20 protein-coding genes are annotated in these 19,579 nt (G+C 34.7%); 16 read left to right on the top strand and 4 right to left on the bottom strand.

Annotated features, from left to right (window positions below; genetic code table 11):
- Window positions 1-337 precede the first annotated feature (337 nt).
- The 9 genes from MKY60_RS17045 (at window position 338) to MKY60_RS17005 (ending at window position 6,843) form a co-directional block, all read left to right on the top strand.
- Window positions 338-2,242 carry an endonuclease MutS2 gene (locus tag MKY60_RS17045; RefSeq protein ID WP_340930727.1) on the top strand — a complete coding sequence of 635 codons (1,905 nt, stop codon included), beginning with the start codon at window positions 338-340 and terminating at the stop codon, window positions 2,240-2,242.
- A gap of 90 nt (window positions 2,243-2,332) precedes the next feature.
- Window positions 2,333-2,509 carry a hypothetical protein gene (locus MKY60_RS17040; protein ID WP_175496323.1) on the top strand — a complete coding sequence of 59 codons (177 nt, stop codon included), beginning with the start codon at window positions 2,333-2,335 and terminating at the stop codon, window positions 2,507-2,509.
- A gap of 153 nt (window positions 2,510-2,662) precedes the next feature.
- Window positions 2,663-3,370, top strand: a complete 708-nt coding sequence (locus MKY60_RS17035; protein WP_269915810.1) for a nucleotidyltransferase domain-containing protein — start codon at window positions 2,663-2,665, stop codon at window positions 3,368-3,370.
- Between the two features lie 16 nt (window positions 3,371-3,386).
- A complete protein-coding gene (locus tag MKY60_RS17030) occupies window positions 3,387-3,710 on the top strand; it encodes a hypothetical protein (protein WP_090569003.1) in 324 nt (107 codons plus the stop codon).
- A 15-nt stretch (window positions 3,711-3,725) separates the two neighbouring features.
- Window positions 3,726-4,172 carry an NUDIX hydrolase gene (locus MKY60_RS17025; protein WP_340930724.1) on the top strand — a complete coding sequence of 149 codons (447 nt, stop codon included), beginning with the start codon at window positions 3,726-3,728 and terminating at the stop codon, window positions 4,170-4,172.
- A gap of 16 nt (window positions 4,173-4,188) precedes the next feature.
- Complete coding sequence (locus MKY60_RS17020) at window positions 4,189-4,644, top strand: SRPBCC family protein (protein WP_093495973.1); 456 nt, start codon at window positions 4,189-4,191, stop codon at window positions 4,642-4,644.
- 68 nt (window positions 4,645-4,712) lie between these two features.
- Window positions 4,713-5,345, top strand: a complete 633-nt coding sequence (locus MKY60_RS17015) for a lysozyme inhibitor LprI family protein (RefSeq protein ID WP_269915812.1) — start codon at window positions 4,713-4,715, stop codon at window positions 5,343-5,345.
- Between the two features lie 416 nt (window positions 5,346-5,761).
- Window positions 5,762-6,241: a GNAT family N-acetyltransferase gene (locus tag MKY60_RS17010; protein ID WP_241600226.1), complete on the top strand. Its 480-nt coding sequence runs from the start codon at window positions 5,762-5,764 to the stop codon at window positions 6,239-6,241.
- Window positions 6,242-6,312: 71 nt separating this feature from the next.
- Window positions 6,313-6,843, top strand: coding sequence for a D-glycero-alpha-D-manno-heptose-1,7-bisphosphate 7-phosphatase (locus MKY60_RS17005; RefSeq protein WP_340930719.1), 531 nt, complete (start codon window positions 6,313-6,315; stop codon window positions 6,841-6,843).
- A gap of 156 nt (window positions 6,844-6,999) precedes the next feature.
- Here MKY60_RS17005 and MKY60_RS17000 read toward each other — a convergent pair whose 3' ends face one another.
- Genes MKY60_RS17000 through MKY60_RS16990 form a run of 3 tightly spaced genes read right to left on the bottom strand, consistent with a single transcriptional unit; the run spans window position 7,000 to window position 10,774 of the window.
- Window positions 7,000-8,097 carry a GerAB/ArcD/ProY family transporter gene (locus MKY60_RS17000; RefSeq protein WP_269915813.1) on the bottom strand — a complete coding sequence of 366 codons (1,098 nt, stop codon included), beginning with the start codon at window positions 8,095-8,097 and terminating at the stop codon, window positions 7,000-7,002.
- Window positions 8,098-8,113: 16 nt separating this feature from the next.
- Complete coding sequence (locus tag MKY60_RS16995; RefSeq protein WP_241600225.1) at window positions 8,114-9,277, bottom strand: Ger(x)C family spore germination protein; 1,164 nt, start codon at window positions 9,275-9,277, stop codon at window positions 8,114-8,116.
- The gene (locus tag MKY60_RS16990; protein WP_093495978.1) at window positions 9,278-10,774 is read right to left on the bottom strand and encodes a spore germination protein; all 1,497 of its coding nucleotides are present in this window, start codon (window positions 10,772-10,774) and stop codon (window positions 9,278-9,280) included. It lies immediately after the preceding gene.
- A gap of 386 nt (window positions 10,775-11,160) precedes the next feature.
- Here MKY60_RS16990 and MKY60_RS16985 point away from each other — a divergent pair, with 386 nt between their 5' ends.
- The 3 genes from MKY60_RS16985 (at window position 11,161) to MKY60_RS16975 (ending at window position 12,865) form a co-directional block, all read left to right on the top strand.
- Window positions 11,161-11,439, top strand: a complete 279-nt coding sequence (locus MKY60_RS16985; RefSeq protein ID WP_093496004.1) for a DUF1292 domain-containing protein — start codon at window positions 11,161-11,163, stop codon at window positions 11,437-11,439.
- 75 nt (window positions 11,440-11,514) lie between these two features.
- Entirely contained in the window at window positions 11,515-11,814 is a 300-nt protein-coding gene (locus MKY60_RS16980) for a DUF1292 domain-containing protein (RefSeq protein WP_093495979.1), read from the top strand.
- Window positions 11,815-12,148: 334 nt separating this feature from the next.
- A complete protein-coding gene (locus tag MKY60_RS16975) occupies window positions 12,149-12,865 on the top strand; it encodes an EcsC family protein (RefSeq protein ID WP_093495980.1) in 717 nt (238 codons plus the stop codon).
- Window positions 12,866-13,154: 289 nt separating this feature from the next.
- Here the strand turns inward: MKY60_RS16975 and MKY60_RS16970 are convergent, their stop codons facing one another.
- A complete protein-coding gene (locus MKY60_RS16970; protein ID WP_340930709.1) occupies window positions 13,155-13,946 on the bottom strand; it encodes a serine/threonine protein kinase in 792 nt (263 codons plus the stop codon).
- A 128-nt stretch (window positions 13,947-14,074) separates the two neighbouring features.
- Between MKY60_RS16970 and MKY60_RS16965 the strand changes: the two genes are divergently transcribed.
- From MKY60_RS16965 to nagE, 4 genes are all read left to right on the top strand, one after another.
- Window positions 14,075-16,306, top strand: a complete 2,232-nt coding sequence (locus MKY60_RS16965) for a YcdB/YcdC domain-containing protein (protein WP_340930707.1) — start codon at window positions 14,075-14,077, stop codon at window positions 16,304-16,306.
- 255 nt (window positions 16,307-16,561) lie between these two features.
- Window positions 16,562-17,044, top strand: coding sequence for a PTS sugar transporter subunit IIA (locus MKY60_RS16960; RefSeq protein WP_093495982.1), 483 nt, complete (start codon window positions 16,562-16,564; stop codon window positions 17,042-17,044).
- A 38-nt stretch (window positions 17,045-17,082) separates the two neighbouring features.
- Window positions 17,083-17,904, top strand: coding sequence for a PRD domain-containing protein (locus MKY60_RS16955; protein ID WP_093495983.1), 822 nt, complete (start codon window positions 17,083-17,085; stop codon window positions 17,902-17,904).
- Window positions 17,905-17,968: 64 nt separating this feature from the next.
- A complete protein-coding gene (nagE, locus tag MKY60_RS16950) occupies window positions 17,969-19,411 on the top strand; it encodes an N-acetylglucosamine-specific PTS transporter subunit IIBC (RefSeq protein WP_340930705.1) in 1,443 nt (480 codons plus the stop codon).
- The last annotated feature ends 168 nt before the right edge of the window (window positions 19,412-19,579 follow it).

The following is a 19,579-nucleotide window of genomic DNA, read 5'->3' as shown; positions in this document are numbered from 1 at the left end:
GTATGAGCTAATTTACATTAGTTTAATAAGGTGTGTAAAACCTGGTTATAAACCAGCTTGTTTAGTACGCCTTGTTCTACATTGTATTTCAATGTAGATACCTACCTGAAGACTGCTTCCGCATTCCTTATTCGTTTAACATATTGGTATGTTAAGGCGAAGAGTGTAGTGGGATTTGTCCCGCTGCGCTCTTTTTTTACCTCTTTTTATAAACGATTTGTATGTCATGTATTTATATACGTGGCAGATGCCCGCAGGAGCTTTCTATCCATTTTTAAAATGGAGTGGTAGGAGACTTCTTTGCGGGCATTTTTAAATTATTTTAGGAGGTAAGAAAATGAATAAGATGACATATGAAAAATTACAATATAACGAACTTAAAGAAATGGTGAAATCCTACTGCGTTAGCAGCTTAGGAAAGGAACTATTGGATAATCTATTCCCAAGTCCAAACATTAAAGTGGTGAAAAATAGACTAAACGAGACAACCGAGGCAAGAAAGTTATTAGATGCAGAAAATCATCTCCCGTTAAAGGGTATCTCCAATATTAGTCACCTCATGGAGAAACTTGAGAAAGGGATTATTTTAGGACCGTCTGAATTAGTAGCAATATCAGATTTCTTAAGAGGGTGTAGGGTGATTAAGAAATTCATGTTAGGAAAAGAATTTTTTGCCCCTATTCTTCACTCTTATGCTTATTCCATGATGGAGTTTGCGACTATTGAGGAAACGATTAATGCTTCTATTAGAGGGAATATGGTGGATTCTGAAGCGAGTAGAGAGTTAAAGCGTATAAGAAATCAAATAGCAAAAACCGAAGAAAAAATAGAAGAGCGGCTGCATAGATTTCTCAAAAGCAGCGCAAACAAAGAATATATTCAGGAATTTTTTATCAGTAAAAAAGACGACAGATTTACTATCCCGATTAAAGCGTCCTATAAAAACCAAGTACAGGGAACGATTATTGAATCATCTTCTAAAGGATCTACAGTATTTATCGAACCAGCAACAATTACTAAATTTAACGGAGAGCTAGCTACTCTTAAATCAGAAGAATCGATAGAAGAGTATCAAATTTTAGCTACTATTTCTGGAATGATTCAGGAGGAAATTAGACAAATTCATATTAATATTGAATTGATCGCTCAATATGACATGATCTTTGCAAAAGCGAAATTTAGTAAGAGTATCGATGGTATTGAACCAAAGTTAAACAATCATGGGTTTATCCATTTAAAAAATAGCAAGCATCCACTTTTACCTGGCAATATAGTACCTCTAGACTTTGAAATTGGTAAGGATTATCGGAGTTTGATAATAACTGGACCAAATGCGGGAGGAAAAACGGTGGTGCTGAAGACAATTGGTATTTTAACTCTTGCTGTTATGTCTGGTTTTCATATTGCTGCTGACGTTGGGACGGAAATAGCAGTGGTCGATAATTTATTCGTCGATATTGGAGACAATCAAAGTATTGAAAATTCACTAAGTACCTTTTCATCTCATATGAAAAATATTTCAGAAGTTATGCGTGTATCCACGAATAATACATTGCTTCTTTTCGATGAGATAGGAAGTGGAACAGAACCAAATGAAGGGGCAGCGCTAGCAATCGCAATCTTGGAGGAGTTTTATCAAATGGGCTGTATTACCGTCGCAACGACCCACTATGGAGAGATAAAGCGCTACTCAGAAATCCATAGTGACTTTATGAATGCGGCGATGCTGTTTAATAGTGAAGCATTGGAGCCAATGTATAAGCTACTCATTGGAAAATCAGGGGAAAGTAATGCGCTATGGATTTCTAAAAAAATGGATATTCAAGAGAAAGTTCTAAAAAAAGCACAAAGTTATATGGAAAACAAAACATATGATTTAGAACGTGTGAGAGAAAATAAGATTAAAAAACCAACTACTCATAGGGAATCGGAAGTAGAAACATACAATTTTGAAAAAGGTGACAGAGTTAAATTACTTGAATTTGACGATTTTGGGATCGTGTATGAGAAAAAGGATCAACAGAATAATGTGTCCGTTTTCTATAAAAATGAAGTAATAAAGCAAAATGTAAAAAGAATGGTGTTGGAGAGCAAAGCATCCGACTTATACCCCGAAGGATATGACCTATCTACATTATTTGTAAGCTATGCGGAAAGGAAATTCGCGCATGACATGGAAAGAGGGTCCAAAAAAGCTTTGAGAAAAATAGCTAAAGAAATAAAAAAGCAAAAGAATGAATAACAAGAGAGTAAGTGAACTTGAATATACACTTACACAGAAAGCATAAAACCATCTAGCTAGAGCAAATTATACTCTAGGAGGTGAATATTCATGAGTAAAAATAACAAAAAGACAATCAATGTAAGAACGCATAATAGTTACGAGCTTTATAAAAATCCCACGAATAATCCTGATGAGGAATTTTCAGAAGAGTTTGTGGAGATTTCAAAAAATAAGATAACGAATGAAATTAATAAAAACCCATCTAACAAAAGAAAAAATAATTAGTACACGTAAGGTGAGTTCAATATGAGCTCACCTTTTTCTTGCATCTATTTATCGCCGATTAACAGTAAGTGGTCTTAGAGAATACTAGATTTTACGTATTTTAAAGGTATTTTCTCCCTGCTATAGAAATTATTAAGGAGGAGGTTGATAGACATGAATAAAGATAAACCAATTGAGGCAGCCCAAAAATTTATACATAAATATTTTCCAAATTGTAACGGAGCTTTGTTAGCAGGAAGCGTCGTTCGGGGAGAGGAAACAGATACATCAGACTTAGATATTGTGATTTTTGATGAAACAGTTCCTTCTTCTTATAGAGAATCGCTTATCGAATTCAATTGGCCAATTGAAGTGTTTGTACATAATACAAGCTCCTATAAGTCGTTTTTTGAGAGTGATCGAGAGCGTGCACGCCCTTCTCTGCCGAGGATGGTGTCGGAGGGAATTATCTTAAAAGATGATGGAGTAATTGAAATTATAAGAAAAGAAGCAATAGATTTGTTAAAGGAGGGCCCAGAAGAATGGTCCGAAATAACTTTACAAATAAAACGGTATTTTCTTACCAATACACTTGATGATTTTATAGGATGCAATAAAAGAGGAGAAGAAATATTCATCGCAAACGCATTAGCAGAACTTGTAAGTGAATTTGTTTTAAGGAGCAACCGTCATTGGATAGGAACTTCTAAATGGATTGTTCGCTCTTTAAGGGCATATGACGAAGACTATACTATTCAATTTGTTGAAGCATTTGAGACATACTATACAACAGGTGATAAAGAGAAGGTAATTCACTTAGTTGAGGCAGCAATGGAGCCTTTTGGGGGACGATTGTTAGAAGGTTTTTCGTTGGGGAAATAAGGAATTTGGAGGCTGTATGAAAACTTTTATTGGTGTAATATCCATACTCTTTGGAGTGCTATTTATAAATGTAACAATTAATTCATTTGAAAAAGCAGGAAATATTATGCTAACTCTCTATGGAATAACATTATGTGCACTTGGTGCTATTATACTTAGCAATCGAAAAATAACAAATGGTAGAATTTATACAAGGGTTATAGGTCTAGGTATTACGATGATTTTATTTGGAATTGCATTCGTATTGAAACCGGGAGATTCGGGAAGTAGTTTTGGAATGCTCCTAATTGTTTTAGGTTCGCTATTTTCCATAGTAGATTACTTTTGGACTAAAGGATAGAGAGTGGGTGTGAAATTGCTAACTAAAATAGATGCTTTGCCGACTGATAAAAAAATTGCAGGAGTTCATTGTGTTCCATTTACGGAAAATGGCAATATTCTTATGTCGTGGGATAGAGATGAACAACTTTTGACGACAATAGGAGGAAGGTTAGAAGGAAATGAAAGCATTGACCAGGCTTTAGAACGTGAGGCTATGGAAGAAGTGGGAATTATATTAGAAGAAGAGAAAATCCCTTTTGCTTTATGGTATTGGGATTCTACAGATTCTTATACAATATGGTTTTTAGCGAAAGTTAAAAAGATGGAGCCATATTCCTTTGATTTTGAAAAAACGGGCTATGTTTCGTTTAATTTTGAAACAGCCTTGCAATTAATAGAGAAGATTGAACCAAACAATCCCAAAAGAATTAACCTCATAAAGTTAGCGGAAGAATCTGCTAAGAAACATAATTGGCTTTAAAAAAAGGGGTGAGTACTTGCCTAAAATTGTACATAAACTAATCATAAATGCTCCGAAAGAAACTTGTTTTGACTTGGCAAGGAACGTAGAAGTCCATACAAAAACAACCTCCCACACAAATGAAAAAGCAGTAGGAGGAGTGATGTATGGTTTACTAGAACAAGGTGATACAGTTACCTGGGAAGCTACACATTTCTGTATTCGACAAAGGCTTACTGCTAAAATAGTATGGATGGAAAAACCAAATCAGTTTAAAGATATTATGATAAAGGGTGCTTTTCAATCATTCATTCATACACATGATTTTCTAGAGGTACCTGAAGGCACATTAATGGTTGATACATTTGAGTATAAATCTCCTTTAGGTATTTTAGGAGTTTTGGCAGATAAATTATTTTTAGAAAGATATATGGAAAAATTTATTATTTCCCGTTCGATGGAATTAAAGAAAATAGCGGAAAAAAATAGTTAAATTACCAAACCTTTTATCCTCGTGCAACGTCTAATAAATAGTTAAAGAACATACATCAGGAGGAGACAATGAAGAATTTACTAGTTTTTTTAATACCAATGGTTTTAATGATTGGGTGCAATAATGAGGAGACAGAACAGGCTCCAGAAACGGATCAGCTCGGCAGTGAAACGGTAACAGAAAAGTCAAGTGTGGATGAAGAAAATAAATTAGAAGAAACTACAATTGTTGAAGAAGATAAAAGCAATGATATAGTGGAGGGAAATAAGGATACGAATGAAAAGCCAGTAGTGAAGGAAAAACCTGTAACTAAAGAAAAAACAGAAACGGTAAATCTTTCTGGAACAAAAGAGAAATATTTAAAGCAGCTAAATAACATTGAAAATAGTCTAAGTGATTTAAACAATCAATACAACAGTGGTACACAAACCGAGATGCACGAAGCGAAGTCTGAAATTCTCAGAAAATGGGATAATGCTCTTAATGAGATTTATGGAGTATTGAAAAAACAGCTATCTGCAAATGAAATGAGTAGTCTAAAAGAGGAACAGCGAAATTGGATTAAGCAAAGAGATCAAAAGGCAAAAGAGGAGTCTTCTGTTTTTGAAGGTGGAACGATGGAGGCTACTATATATGTTGCTACACAGGCACAGCTGACGAAAGAACGCTGTTATGAATTAGTACAAAAATATATGAAGTAAAAATAGAGTTGAAAATCAGCGGATGTTGGTTTTCAACTTTTTTTTTAAAAGATAAGAAAGTATAAAAAAAGTGTCCCGTGAATACTGGGTTTTCGACACTTTTAAGAGTGAATAATCCTGCTGATTTACGTTTCAGGTGGAGTACAAAGGCTAAGTGCGCCACGTCGTGTGGCAACGCCTTCGTGACGAAGCGATGAACCATCACCACAAATAGTCTAACTTTTATAAAGGGCTCTACCTAATGATAAGAATACTAGCAGTCACTTTGTTAGGGTTACCATTAATATTGACAGCTTGTTCGCGGAGTCAATTGAGAAAGAAAATGAAAATGAAAATGATTTTCCACCACAATGGCAGGAATAATTGTTGATTTGTAGAAATAAGGAAATAGTCTGAAATAGAGGTGATATACTTTGTTGATTATTAGAAATATAGAGAAAAATGAACTGGAATTCATGAAGGATATGTTATATGAATCTATTTATATTCCCGAAAACGTTAAGAACAAGGTAGAACTATTAAACTCTCCCTCTATAAAAAAGTATTATAAAGACTGGGGAAGAAAAGGGGATACAGCATTAATAGCAATTGATAATAATAACCAAGCCGTAGGAGCAGTCTGGTATAGATTATTTGATGAATCAAATAAGGGATATGGCTTTGTAGACAATAGAACTCCTGAATTAGGAATAGCAGTAACTAAAGAAGCTAGAGGGCTAGGAATAGGGACATTACTTATGAAACAGATAATCAAACAGGCTTTAGAGGATGGATATAAAACTCTATCCTTAAGTGTAGACCCTGAGAACACGAGTGCAGTTTATATCTATAGGCAATTAGGTTTCATAGACTACAATGTATCGGGGACATCCATTACGATGATTTACCGAGGATAATAAAATAAATAGTGCAGGTTTGGGGAATAACTAAATTGGAGTAGAAAAATTTTAAAAAAGGTGTGTTGCATATGAAAACTGCTGTATTCTTGGACCGCGACGGTGTTATAAATGAGGTTTTAACAGAAAGAGTTAAATTTGTGAACAGGCCAGAGCAACTTTACTTTCTACAAGGTGTCCCCGAAGCCATTAAGAAATTAAATGCGGTATTCGATCATATATTCGTCGTTACCAATCAAGGTGGAGTAGGATTGGGATTTATGAAGGAATCTCAATTGCAAAAAATCCATGATCATATGATTGCAGTATTAAAAAAGGAAGGTGCCACCATTCATGAAGTGGTGTACTGTCCTCATAAGCCAAAGTCTGGTTGTGAATGTCGGAAACCAAATAGTAAACTAATCGTAGATCTTGGTAAAAAATATAATATCGATTTGTCTAAATCCTATATGGTAGGTGACACTGACACAGATATTATTGCAGGGAAGAAAGCAGGAACAAAGGGAGTTTTCTTAGGCAAAAGGGACCCTATTGCGGATGCTGTTTTTCCAGATTTAATAACTGCAGTAGATTGGATTTTACTAGATGCAAAAACAAGTTAAGGGAATTTAGTTCCAATGTTTGTTGGACAGGCGGAATAGTACAGTTATTAATCCAGATGATAAGATTGGGGACAATGTAGTAATATCTCCTGTATCCTACTTAATTTCATGGATAATGTAAGGGTTGGCGTAAACCCTGCTAGGATAATAAAGTATTTATTGGGTTTTATTTATTTTATCTTTTATAAAAATTGTTAGGCTGAGAAATAAGGGGAGAATTACCCAAAAAGGTAAAATAAATGGTACTCCAACTACTTGGGGAAACTCGATAGATATATCAACAACATTCCTTGGTAGTAGAGATAGAAAAAATGCTATACCAGCAATATAAAACACCATTTTTTGTCTATTTATTTTGGCTGTATACATTGAAAAACCATAACTAGTTACAAATAAATATAAACAAATTTTCAAGAAGATACTTAATATCCAAACCGTTATCACAATTGCATCTAAATTTTCGATCATCCCGAAGATTGAAATGTACCTTTCTAAAATTAGAAATGGATATAGATGAGTAGAAGCGATTTTAACTCCGAATGTAGCGATAATGGATGTAACAGATAATAAATATAGTAAACCGCTTGTTAGAATACTCCACGTCAAATATTTTATTTTATTTGGATGAAATTCACTAAGATTAAAAATCCATAATATTAATACACAATCAGTTAGAAAAGCAGCAGGTCCTAAGGAACCGGTTATAATAGCTAAAATGCCACTGTCATACCAAAAGGGTAGTAGATGTTTTACATCCATATTTACTATGCCGAGAATTATAGGAGATATAATTCCCAACAAAAGAATGGGTCCAAAAATCTCTGCTAGACGGCCTATAACACCTAATCCATGAAAAGTTGGATATATGGCAGTGACTAAGATACAAAATATTATTACACTAATCGGAGTCTTTGGTAAAACTGTGCCTGATACGAATTCCCCGTATTGTCTAAGCATTACTGCTAGTACAACAGTAAAAGAAACTAATAAAAAAATGGATAATAATCTACCGATCCATTTTCCAGCAATAGTTTCAATAATTACATGAAAATCCATACTTGGATATCTAGCGCACACTTTAATAGAACTCCACAAAGTAACTAAGGAAATTAATATTGCTATTAAAGCGGACAACCAAGCATCTTGTTGGGCTATCATTATTGAACCTGAGGGTGTAAGCAGCATATTCATAATTACCTGCATACTTAAAAATAACCAAAATAATTGTTTGTATGTCAATACATTATCATTCAAAGTCATAACACCTGCTCTACTTATTCTCGATATTCAGGTTTGTAACTCCTGGATTTTTAATTTTTACTTCCACTTGGATGGATACCTTTATATTTTCAAATTGTTCCTCCCAGTTTTCTTTTACATCATCCGTTTCTTTAGGATAGCTTCGATGAAATGCTTCATAAAATTGAAGGACATCAGCTTTTAAATCTTTTTGTATATGATTTAAGAATTCTTCTATATCGGCTTTTATTTTCTTAGAAAACTCTTTCTTCATTTGATTCATCACAGTAGGGTTATATATGTCAAGGGAAGTGGAGTTTTGTAGAATCAATAAATCTGTATTAACTTTAATTTTTATACTCCATGTTTTATCTTCTAATAAAGGGGATAATTTAATAGATTTTTTAATCGTTTCTGCAGACACTTTGCCATTTTTCCCATCCGGATTAATGTTAATGGGAATATTTGTCTTCGGAAATAATAGCCATTGACTGCCAATATCTTTTTCCCCTGAGATACTTGAAATCATTTTTCCTTGGTAGATAATAGCGGACCCTTTGACCGCAAAAGAGTCAATTGTATCTTCTGAAGTTTTAACGCTGTTAGTATCACTAATAGGAATGAGGCCAGCTTGAGAATTATTTACAAGCATTTCCTCTATATCTTTTAATGTCATCGATTTTAAATAACGAGACTTCGGAAGTTTACTAAACAATTCAGCAGTATTAATGCTTACAAATTTATCTACTTCCACTTTAGCTTTTTCTTGGCTAATATAAATTTGAGATTGTTCTCTTGGTTCTGCTGTTCTAACAAGAAAATCTAGCTGTTTACCAAGTTCATTTTTTGCAAGCTCACTTCCAAAGATAAAAATATTTGAGTGACCCCAAAAGATTTCTCTAGGTACTTCTGATTCAAGCTTCATAACAGCATCTGAAAACGTATCTCCAGTCATTGAAATTGAATAGGAGTTTTTACTAGAGCCACTTACTTCTCCACTCGCAGCCCCTGATGGATTGGGTACATATAATAAAAAAGTTACTTCTATTTGTTCCTCCTCTATTTGATCAATACCTGTTGCAATTACTATTGCTAGATCGTTGACTTCCATTACATCCCAACAACCGGAGAGAATAATTGAAGTTAATATAAGAGTAATATATATTTTAAAAGAATTAAGATGTTTTCTGTGCATTTATTTCCCTTCATTTCGTCGATTAGGATTAATGGATGAATAGATGCTCGGTCTTTTTTTCATAAATTTAAGAGGTACTCTTATTAATACATCCTTTAACAAAGAAGAATCATTTGGAGCCAAGGGTGCTAAATAAGAAACACCGAATGATCTTAGTGAACAAAGATGGCTAGCAATTATTAAAACTCCTAGCATTAGCCCCACTAGCCCCAACATTCCAGAAAGAAACATTACAGGAAACGGAATCCATCTAAGTACTATGCTTAGTGTATACTGAGGCAACAAGAATGAAGAAATACCAGTGATAGCTACAATCATAACCATCGGCGCTGAAACTAGTCCTGCTTGAATCGCTGCTTGTCCAATGACCAAAGTACCTACTATACTTACCGTGGAACCCATTTGTTTTGGTAAACGGATTCCAGCCTCTCGAAGTACTTCAAATATCACTTGCATGATTAAAGCTTCTAAAAATGCAGGAAAAGGGATTTCCTCTCTACTCTGTGCTATGCGGAGTAAAAGTGTAGTAGGAATCATTTCTTGATGAAAAGTCAAAATAGCTATATAAGCTGATGGTGCCAGTAGTGCAACCATTAGAAAAAAGTATCTAAGCCACCTACTAAGTGTCCCGTTAATGAACCTTTCTGTGTAATCTTCAGGTGTTTGCAAAAGGGTAAAGAGAGTGACTGGGACCATTAAAACAAATGGAATACCATCGATAAAAATAGCTACCCTTCCCTCCAAAAGGGCAGCGGCTACCACTTCCGGCCGTTCGCTGTATTGAACTTGTGGAAACGGAGAAGACCAATTATCTTCTAATGCTTCTTCAATAGAAGCATTAGAAAGAACGGCATCAACATTAAGCTTCGTTAACTTTTCTTTTACATCCTCTACAATCTGTAAACTGGCGATACCTTCGATATAAGATATATAAATAGAAGTATGAGAATATGTTCCGATTACCATAGAACTCATTTTTAAAGAAGGAGTTTTTATTTTTCTTCTAACAAGAGACAAGTTTGTACTGATAGACTCAATAAATCCTTCTCTTGATCCAATAACAACAGATTCTGCTTGGGGCTCTTCTATTGATCTTTTTTCATAACTCGTAATACGATAGGAAACTGCCTTATTTTCTATATCATTAAAGAGAATGGTATTTCCATCTGCAATCTCGTCTATAATTTCAAGTGTATTAGACAGAATCTTTGTATTTGTTATATTTGTTACATGAGATATAATCAACGGTAATTCTGGTGACACTATGCTTGTATGTTGTATCGGTCTAACAATATGTTCATGTATCTTTTCTTCGTCACATAGTCCACTTACAAAAATAAGAAGATAAGCAGATTGTTTAGAGAAAAAAGGATGCAAAACTATATCATCACAATTTTTATAGATTTCTTTCAATATTTTTGTTTTCTCTTCAAGTGATGATGGTAGAAATTCATAGGATTTAATAAATTCTTTTAGATGAAGATCTGCTGTTTTCATCAAAACTCCTCTTCCTTAATGTTTATTTAATTATTTCCAAGTTAGCTTGTTATCATTCAAGTTTGGAAATATTAGAAAGAATAAAACAAACATTTTGGGGGGATTTTCAAATTTGCATGTTCCACCTAAAAGAAAACATTATTCTATAAAAATTATATTGTGTGTCATTAAGCATATAATTTATAAGAAGTAGGTTTTTGCTAAAGACGTGCGAATGTGAGATGATTTGAATATACAATGAATCGCGAATAAAACCATTAGTATGTGAAATACTATATGGGCGTAACAGGTTGATAAATTTTGTGTAAATGAAAGCAGTAGTGGGTAAATGAATGATAGAAAGAATATCGTAACAATATGAGGAGGAATTTTGAATGGAAGAAAAAATGGGTAGCATCGAAGTGGGAGAAATCCTAACAGTATTAGATGAAGATGATCGTGAACAAGAAATCGAAGTAATCGGGCTTCTAACAATTGAAGATAAAGAATATGCAGCGGTTGCTTTTGCGGAGGATACTCAAGAAGAAACAGACGAAGACATGGACGTGTTCTTTTTCCAAGTTGTTGAAGGAGAAGACTTAGCGGAAATAGAAACGGATGAGGAATTTGAAAAAGTATCTGCAGCATTTCTTGATGCTGAAGAAGCGGTAGAAGACGAAGAATAGGGAATTAGAAAGAGAGGAGTATTTCCTCTTTTTTTCAATTCTCAAGTAAGATAGTTTTGGTAGGAGGTATAAGGGATGTTACAAAATGAAGGTAAACTAGATATTGGCAATACATTTAAGGTGTTAGACGAAAATGATCAAGAACAGGAAATGAAGGTTTTAGGTTATTTGAATATAGAAGACACTGAGTACGTAGCAGTTAGTTTTATAGAGGACATACAAGAAGATTCAGAAGAAGAAATAGGTATTTTCTTTTTCCGAGTAAACGACGAAAATAACTTTGTCATGATGGAAAGCGAAGAAGAGTTCGAGCGTGTCTCAGCAGCATATATTAAGCTTGAGAAAAATAACTTTACTAAACAGAAAAAAAGATAATAGCTAATAAAATGAGAACATGGTACCTGATACAATAGGTATCATGTTTTTTTACAACTATATCTCGCTGATTTGAAAAAATAAAACAACGTGTTTAATAAAAGGCTGAATATAAATTATTACTTAGTTACTACATTCTTTGTGATTGTAATGGAAGACGACGACTTCAGTGAGCTTTCGCTAAGCTCCATTAACACTTCCAAATACCAATTATGCTTCCGCTTTTCTCCACTACTTCTTCAGGCGGAGAGACAACCGACCCTCGGACCAATTTGAACACAACTGTAATAAGCTATAATGAATCATAATAGTAATAGATAAGGGGTTTGAAAAGATGGATACATATAGATGGAAAGTTGAGGAGGAACTTTTTCTTTGGAAGAGGAAAATGACAAAACGAACTGGACTAATAGGGCGTACATCTAAAAACATACAAACAAAGATTAATGGGATTATCCCTGAAAAGGTCCACCAAGTCATGACCGAAAGCATTAAAACCATGGTAAAAGCAACGCTAGTTGGCTCGAATATAAAGATGAAAAAAAGGCTACCACTAGAACATAGCCTTCAGGAGCGGGATGACCTATTAAAGGAAAAACTCACTACGTTTAGGAAAACCGCCGTTGTAGAAGGGGCTGGAACGGGGGCGGGAGGTATTTTCCTTGGACTCGCGGACTTCCCACTACTGTTATCCATTAAAATGAAATTTCTATTTGAAGCAGCTGGGGTTTATGGGTTTGATACGGATGAATATGAGGAACGACTTTTCATTTTGCATATATTCCTTTTAGCTTTTTCTAGTGAGGAAAAACGAAAAGAAACGTTGGAAATAATAGAAAACTGGGAGCAGCAAAAGCATTTAATTGGTGAGATGGATTGGAGAGACTTTCAACAGGAATATCGGGATTATATTGATCTTGTGAAAATGTTCCAATTACTACCGGGAATTGGAGCGATGGTAGGGGCTGTTGCTAACTATAATTTGCTCGACCAACTTGGTGAAACAGCCATGAATTCATATAGATTACGATTATTATCTAAAGATGCTTAACAGTGAAATAGCTAAAAAGTAATTCAGTGAGCTAGTTAGACTTGCTATGATAGACTAAATAAAAAAATTAGAAAAGAGGGTTTTATGTTTAAGAAAATAATGAAACAAATCAAAAATGCTTCCAGAGGAAGTAGTGAGCGCAAACATGGCCATTATCGTAAAGGGAGTAGCAGCGATCGTCATAGAAACTATTATAAACGAGGAAGTAGCAGCAGTAGTAACCGATATAAACGTAATCCGTTAGGTGGGAGTAACTACTACAAACGTAAAGGACGCAGTAGTAGCTAAATTAATTTTTAGTGATTTCTATAAGTGCAGCTTCTACATCTTTTACAATGCATTCTAAGGTGGTATAGGCTTCATCGATTTGTAGTAATTTTTTCAGTAATTTAACAGTTTTCTTTTCTAATGAAAGTTCTTCTGTCCAAGGAAGAGCTTTTTTATTTTTCGAAGAAAAGGTCGTGTAGAGTAAATATAGGAGTACTTCGCCTAAATCATAATAGTCCCCTTGTTTCATCTCTAAAAATTTGGAGTCGTTTTGTTCTACCTTTGACAAGCCAAAATCAATAAGGGAAAGTTTACCTTTGTTAGTTAAAATGTTAGAAATTCGTATATCTCCATGGAGAATATACCTTTCATGTAAGTGATCTATTAAAGAAAGTAAATCTAATATAAATGCTAATGCCTCTTTTTCATTGAATGTTTGATTTGTTGAGAAGATCAAGTCCTCCATGTTTATACCCTCTATGTAATTCATCGAGTAAAAATAAGAACCATTCACTGAAAAAGCTTCGTAAAACTGTGGCATGTTAGAGTGTTGCAACCTACTAATAATCGAAATTTCGTTTTCAAATAAAGCTACTCCGCTTTTTGTTCGATTTTTGCTCGGTCGCAGTTGTTTCAGGACTTTTATTTCATTTGTTTGTATATCTTTACAATAATAAATAATTCCATAGCTACCAGAACCAATAACATGTGAAATCTGATAAAGATTATTTATAATAGTCCCGCTGTCAAGAGGTCTATCTACAAACAATTGGTATATTTTTCGAATTGAACGTATGAAAGAAAAATTACTCACCTCCTATTTACTCATTATAATTCAATTGCACTTTAATTGGATTAAATAGTTCCATATCAAATAATTGGCATTTTCTTTCTTCTTCAATCATAGAATTCAAAGACTGCAAAAGAAGGAGAGATTTTTTTATGGGTTTTAAACATGTTGGTATCATATTAGGGGCTTCTGCATTATCATTTGGACTTTTTTCTGCTAACGTAAATGCAGCTACAACTTTGAATGAACAACTGCCTGTACAAATTAAAGCAGCATCAACAGAGAATGTCTTCACAAAAGAAGATTTGATCAAGAAGTTTCGTGGATTGTTTCCGAAGCAATTCGATTTTTTAACGAATGCTGATTTTCAAATGAACGGTGGATATTATTACCCTGGTGAAGAGACAATGCGTTATGATCTATACTTTACGAAAACCATCAATGGAAAGCAGTTATATGGAAATATTTCATTTGTAGGAAAGGATTTACAAATAGAGAATTTTTCTTATCAACCGGCGACTGTAACAGATGCACTCTTTCCAGCTAAAGTTTCCAAAGAGGAAGCACAGAAAATTGCAGGAGATTTTATGAAAAAGTATCTTCAAGGTGGGGAATACCAATTAGAAACGGATACTTATGGATATTATCCGACTCAATTATTAACGGAACCTATCCGATATTCATTCTCTTACACTCGCTTAAAAAACAAAGTTTCTATTGCTGATCAACGAATAGAAGTTTCAGTTTTAGGTAATGGAGAGATAGTTGGTTTTTATAGAAATCTGGACGCTAACAAAGCATCTACCTTTGATGACGTAAAAAAAGCCCAAGCAAAGGATACCATATTAAAAAAGGTAAAAGAAAATCTATACGTAGAAAAGCAATATCAGATAGAAACAGATAACCAAACCGGTAAACGCCACGTTCGACTTGTTTATCAGCCGTCACCTAATTTTCTTGGAGTACATGCTTCATCTGGAAAATATCTAACATTAAATGGATACTCAACAACCTTTCCTAAGAAATCAAATATAGCTATGCTGGCATCAAAACCACTCCCAACAAAGAACGAGGGAGGGACAACTATGGAAGAGGCCAAAAAAATAGCTGAAAAATTACTAAAGGTCGATTTAAAAGATGTTAAATTGAACATAGATTCAATTAGAGAAATCGACAATTATAATGGACAGGAAGTTATCAGTATTCAATATATGTACAGTTTCCCAAATGGTGGTGGTACAGGAGCAAGTCTAGAAATTGATAAACAAACAGGCGAAGTCATACAGTACCATAATATGAAGAGTCAAATTTTAGAGCAACTAGGAGAGAAGCCTAGTGAAGTGAAGCCATTGTCGGAGAAACAGGCTCTTGAAAAAGCAATTGACTATATTAAGAAATGGGTTCCATCTTACCTGCATAACTATGCAAAACCTATCGAAGCAGCATATTTGGATGAAATGCAAGGGGGCTATATGTTTAATTTCCCGAGAGTTGCAAACGGAGTGATTGTTTCTGGTGACTATATTAGTGTAGGTGTAACGAAGGATGGTTCGTTAAATAATCTTTATGTAAATTACCAAGAGGTAGAAAACTGGCCATCGCCAGAAAAGGCTATTTCAGAAAAAGAAGCGAAAAATATATTGAATAAGGCCTTAAGTTTAAAACTAAATTATATGATGACAGACCATAAACAAGATAATAATCATTATGATCTTGTTTACTCACCACTATTTAATGACAAGTCTTTTAGTTCTCTAGATGCTATCACTGGAGAATGGCAAAGTCTTTATGGAGAAAATACATCAACGCAAGTTTCACATCCATGGGCAGAAGATGAGTTAAATTATCTTATTAGCACAAAAGTGTTAGATATAAAAGATCCAAAAAAGTTTGATGGAGATGCTTCTATTTCAAAAGGAGAAGCTCTAAAGGTAATTATGAAATCACTAACTTATATGTATGATGGCTATTATTATCCTGAGCAGGAGAATCAGAAACAAACATTCGAAAATATAGATCCTGCACATCCATTATACCAATCCGTTGAGCGCGCTGTTGAAATGGGTGTAATAAAACCTGATACGAAGAACTTTGCAATAGATGAATCAATTAGTAAAGAACAGTTAGCGGTTTGGTATATACGGGCATTAGGTCTGGAGCAGGCAGCTGAAAATTCTACAATCTATAAACTTCCATTTAAAGATGCTGATAAAGTACAAAAGGAACTCCTGGGTTATGTCGCATTAGCTAACTCGACTGCTTTATTAGAGGCAGATGAAGGTACATTCAATCCTAAAAAAGAAGTAACATATGCAGAGTTAGCAGTTTCAACGATTCGACTTGCTCATAAAATTTCCGAAAAAGGAAGAACTTTTCTTTATTAAACTATAGATGTTTTCGATCACATAAATTTAGGTTGCATTCTTGAACCTTTGATGATATTATCGGATTATAAATACACATATTGGTCACATGTTACTGAACTTTTCAGGCATGGTGGTAAAACGAGAGAGAATATTATTATTCTTTTCCTTTGCCCCATGTCTTTTTATGTTCTTATAGGCATCTAGAAGCAATATATATTAATAAAACGGTTTTTTTACAACTAGAAAATACATCTACACAAAGGAGTTCTACTAATGTTTTCTAAATTTATGAAAAAAAACAAAGTACAAGTATTCGCACCACTAAATGGTCAAGTGATTCCTTTAGAACAGGTACCAGATCCAGTTTTTAGCCAAAAAATGATGGGCGAGGGAGTAGCTATTATGCCAATCGGAGGAGATGTTGTCGCGCCAATCGATGGTACGGTTGTGCTAATCTCCAAAACAAAGCATGCTATAGGGATTCGTACAAAAGATGATACTGAGCTGCTAATTCACGTCGGATTGGAAACGGTTACATTAAAAGGTGAAGGTTTTAATGTATTTGTAAAAGAAGGAGACGTAGTTTCTGTCGGACAAAAGCTTATGGCAGTGGATTGGGATTTTATTAAAGATAAAGTGCCAAGTATTATTACACCAATCGTAATTACTAATAGTACAGATAGATCTGTAGAATATGCTGATGACACAGCAAGTGTTGCGGGTGAAACGTTAGTAATGTCTGTTTCTTCGAAGTAAGTGCAGATGGTAAGTATGTGAAAGGAGGCTGACTTTCCATTAAGATCACAAAGATACTTAATAATAACGCTGTGATTGTTATACAAGATGGACGAGAAAAAATAGCAATTGGCTCTGGCATAGCTTTTCAAAAGAAACGAAATGATATTATCATTGGTTCCAAAATTGAAAAGATTTTTGTCATGCAAGAAAATGACAAGTTAGTGCAGCTATTAAGCAGAATTCCAGAAGAACATTTTACTATCTCAGAAGAAATAATCACCTACGCTGAAGAATATTTAAACACAAGATTGAATGAGCATATTCATATAGCGTTGACAGACCATATTTCGTTTGCAATTGAACGAGCTAAGGATGGTATTAATCTTAATAACAGATTACTCCATGAGATTCGCGTTTTATATAGATCAGAGTTTGAAATCGGTCTTTGGGCAATCCAGCATATAAATAATACGTGTCAGGTAGAAATGCCTGTTGATGAAGCGGCTTACATAGCGCTTCACATACATACGATGAAAATTCAAGGGGGGGATTTACATCAGACTATAAGACAAACGAATTTAATAAAAGGTATGGTTTTATCGATTAAACAGTACTTGAACATTGAGATGGAGGAAAACGACATTTCCTATCATCGATTAATTACCCATCTGCGTTTTGCATTAACAAGGTTAAATCAGTCTGAGCTTCATATGATGGATGAAGAAATGTTAGTAATGATTCAAAAGAAATTCCCGGTTGGCTATAGTTGCGCAACTCACATAGCAAAAGAACTGAAGGATGAACATGGTATTGAGTTTCCCGAAGAAGAGTTAGGCTATATTGCGCTGCATATTGAACGTTTAAGAAAACAAGTTTAGTAATTCGGCATTATTTTATATTATTATATTTTATTTATGAACAGTAAAAAGGGGGAAAAAGATTATGATGAAATTTTTACAAAGGCTGGGACGTTCTTTAATGCTTCCAGTAGCTGTACTACCTGCAGCTGCTATATTAATGGGTATTGGATACGGGATCGATCATGAAGGTTGGGGATCTGGAAATGTCTTAGCTGCCTTTTTGATAAAAGCCGGGGGATCCATCCTCGACAATATTCCTATTCTATTTGCAGTAGGAGTTGCAATCGGGATGTCCAAAGCAAAGGACGGTGCGTCTGCTTTAAGTGGATTAGTTGCTTTCCTAGTTGTCACAACGATGCTTTCAAGTGGAACAGTTTCATTATTACAAGGAATCGATGTGGAGAACGTTGATCCTGCATTTGGAAAAATTAATAATGCATTTATAGGTATTCTTTCTGGTCTTGTCGCGGCAGTAATGTACAACCGCTTCAGTCACGTGAAATTACCTGACTTTTTAGCATTCTTCAGTGGTAAACGTTTAGTTCCTATCATGTCAGCTGTTGCAATGTTAGTTGCTTCTGCAGCACTATTTTATATTTGGCCAATCGTTTTTGGTGGTTTAGTTAACTTTGGTGAAACAATTAGTAATCTAGGAGCAGTAGGTGCTGGGCTTTATGGATTCTTTAACAGACTATTAATACCTACAGGATTGCATCATGCACTAAACGCAGTATTTTGGTTTGATACAGTTGGTATTAATGATATTGGTAAGTTCTGGGCAAGTGAAGGTGTTAAGGGTGTAACTGGTATGTATCAGGCTGGATTCTTCCCGATTATGATGTTCGGGTTACCGGCGGCAGCTCTCGCGATGTATCATACAGCTAAAACGAAAAGAAAAAAACAAGCAGCTTCTCTTATGCTTGCAGCTGGTTTTGCAGCCTTCTTTACAGGTGTAACTGAGCCTCTTGAATTTGCTTTTATGTTTTTAGCTCCAGCTCTTTATGTAGTTCATGCAGCATTAACAGGTTTATCTTTATTCATCGCTGCATCCTTTAACTGGACAGCAGGCTTCGGATTTAGTGCAGGGCTTGTCGATTACCTTTTGAGTCTTAGTGTACCTATAGCAAATCAACCACTTATGCTAGTACTTCAAGGGTTAGTATTTGCAGTTATCTATTATTTCTTATTCCGTTTCTTAATCGTGAAGTTTAACTTAAAAACTCCTGGTAGAGAAGATGATACAGATGAGACGGATGATACTGTTGGAGTTTCATCTGATGATAAGTTTTCAAATATGGCAGCTAGAATTTATGATGGTCTAGGTGGAGATGCGAATGTTGCTTCTGTAGACCACTGTACTACACGTTTACGCGTAGAAGTATTAGATATGGATAAGGTCGATCAAAAGAAAATTAAAGACACTGGTGTTCCAGGTATTAATGTAGTGGGACCGAAAAGTATTCAAGTTATTGTAGGAACAAGCGTACAATTTGTTGCTGACGAAATTGATAAAATTCGTAAATAGTTATTAATTGAGTTGATTTCATTTCATTTCATTGATTGGAGAGCAAGGCGCGACTCAAGCGCAAGCTGAAACTTATGCAGTAAAGACATGGAGCGAACTTTGTTTGACCTATGTTTTGGCGAAGAGTAACCGCGGGTGCATATGTTTTCGCAGTAACTAGAAGATTGA

Origin of the sequence: Psychrobacillus sp. FSL K6-1415 (assembly GCF_038003185.1) — a bacterium.
Lineage (GTDB): Bacteria > Bacillota > Bacilli > Bacillales_A > Planococcaceae > Psychrobacillus > Psychrobacillus psychrodurans.
This window is presented reverse-complemented; position numbering and strand designations above follow the sequence as displayed.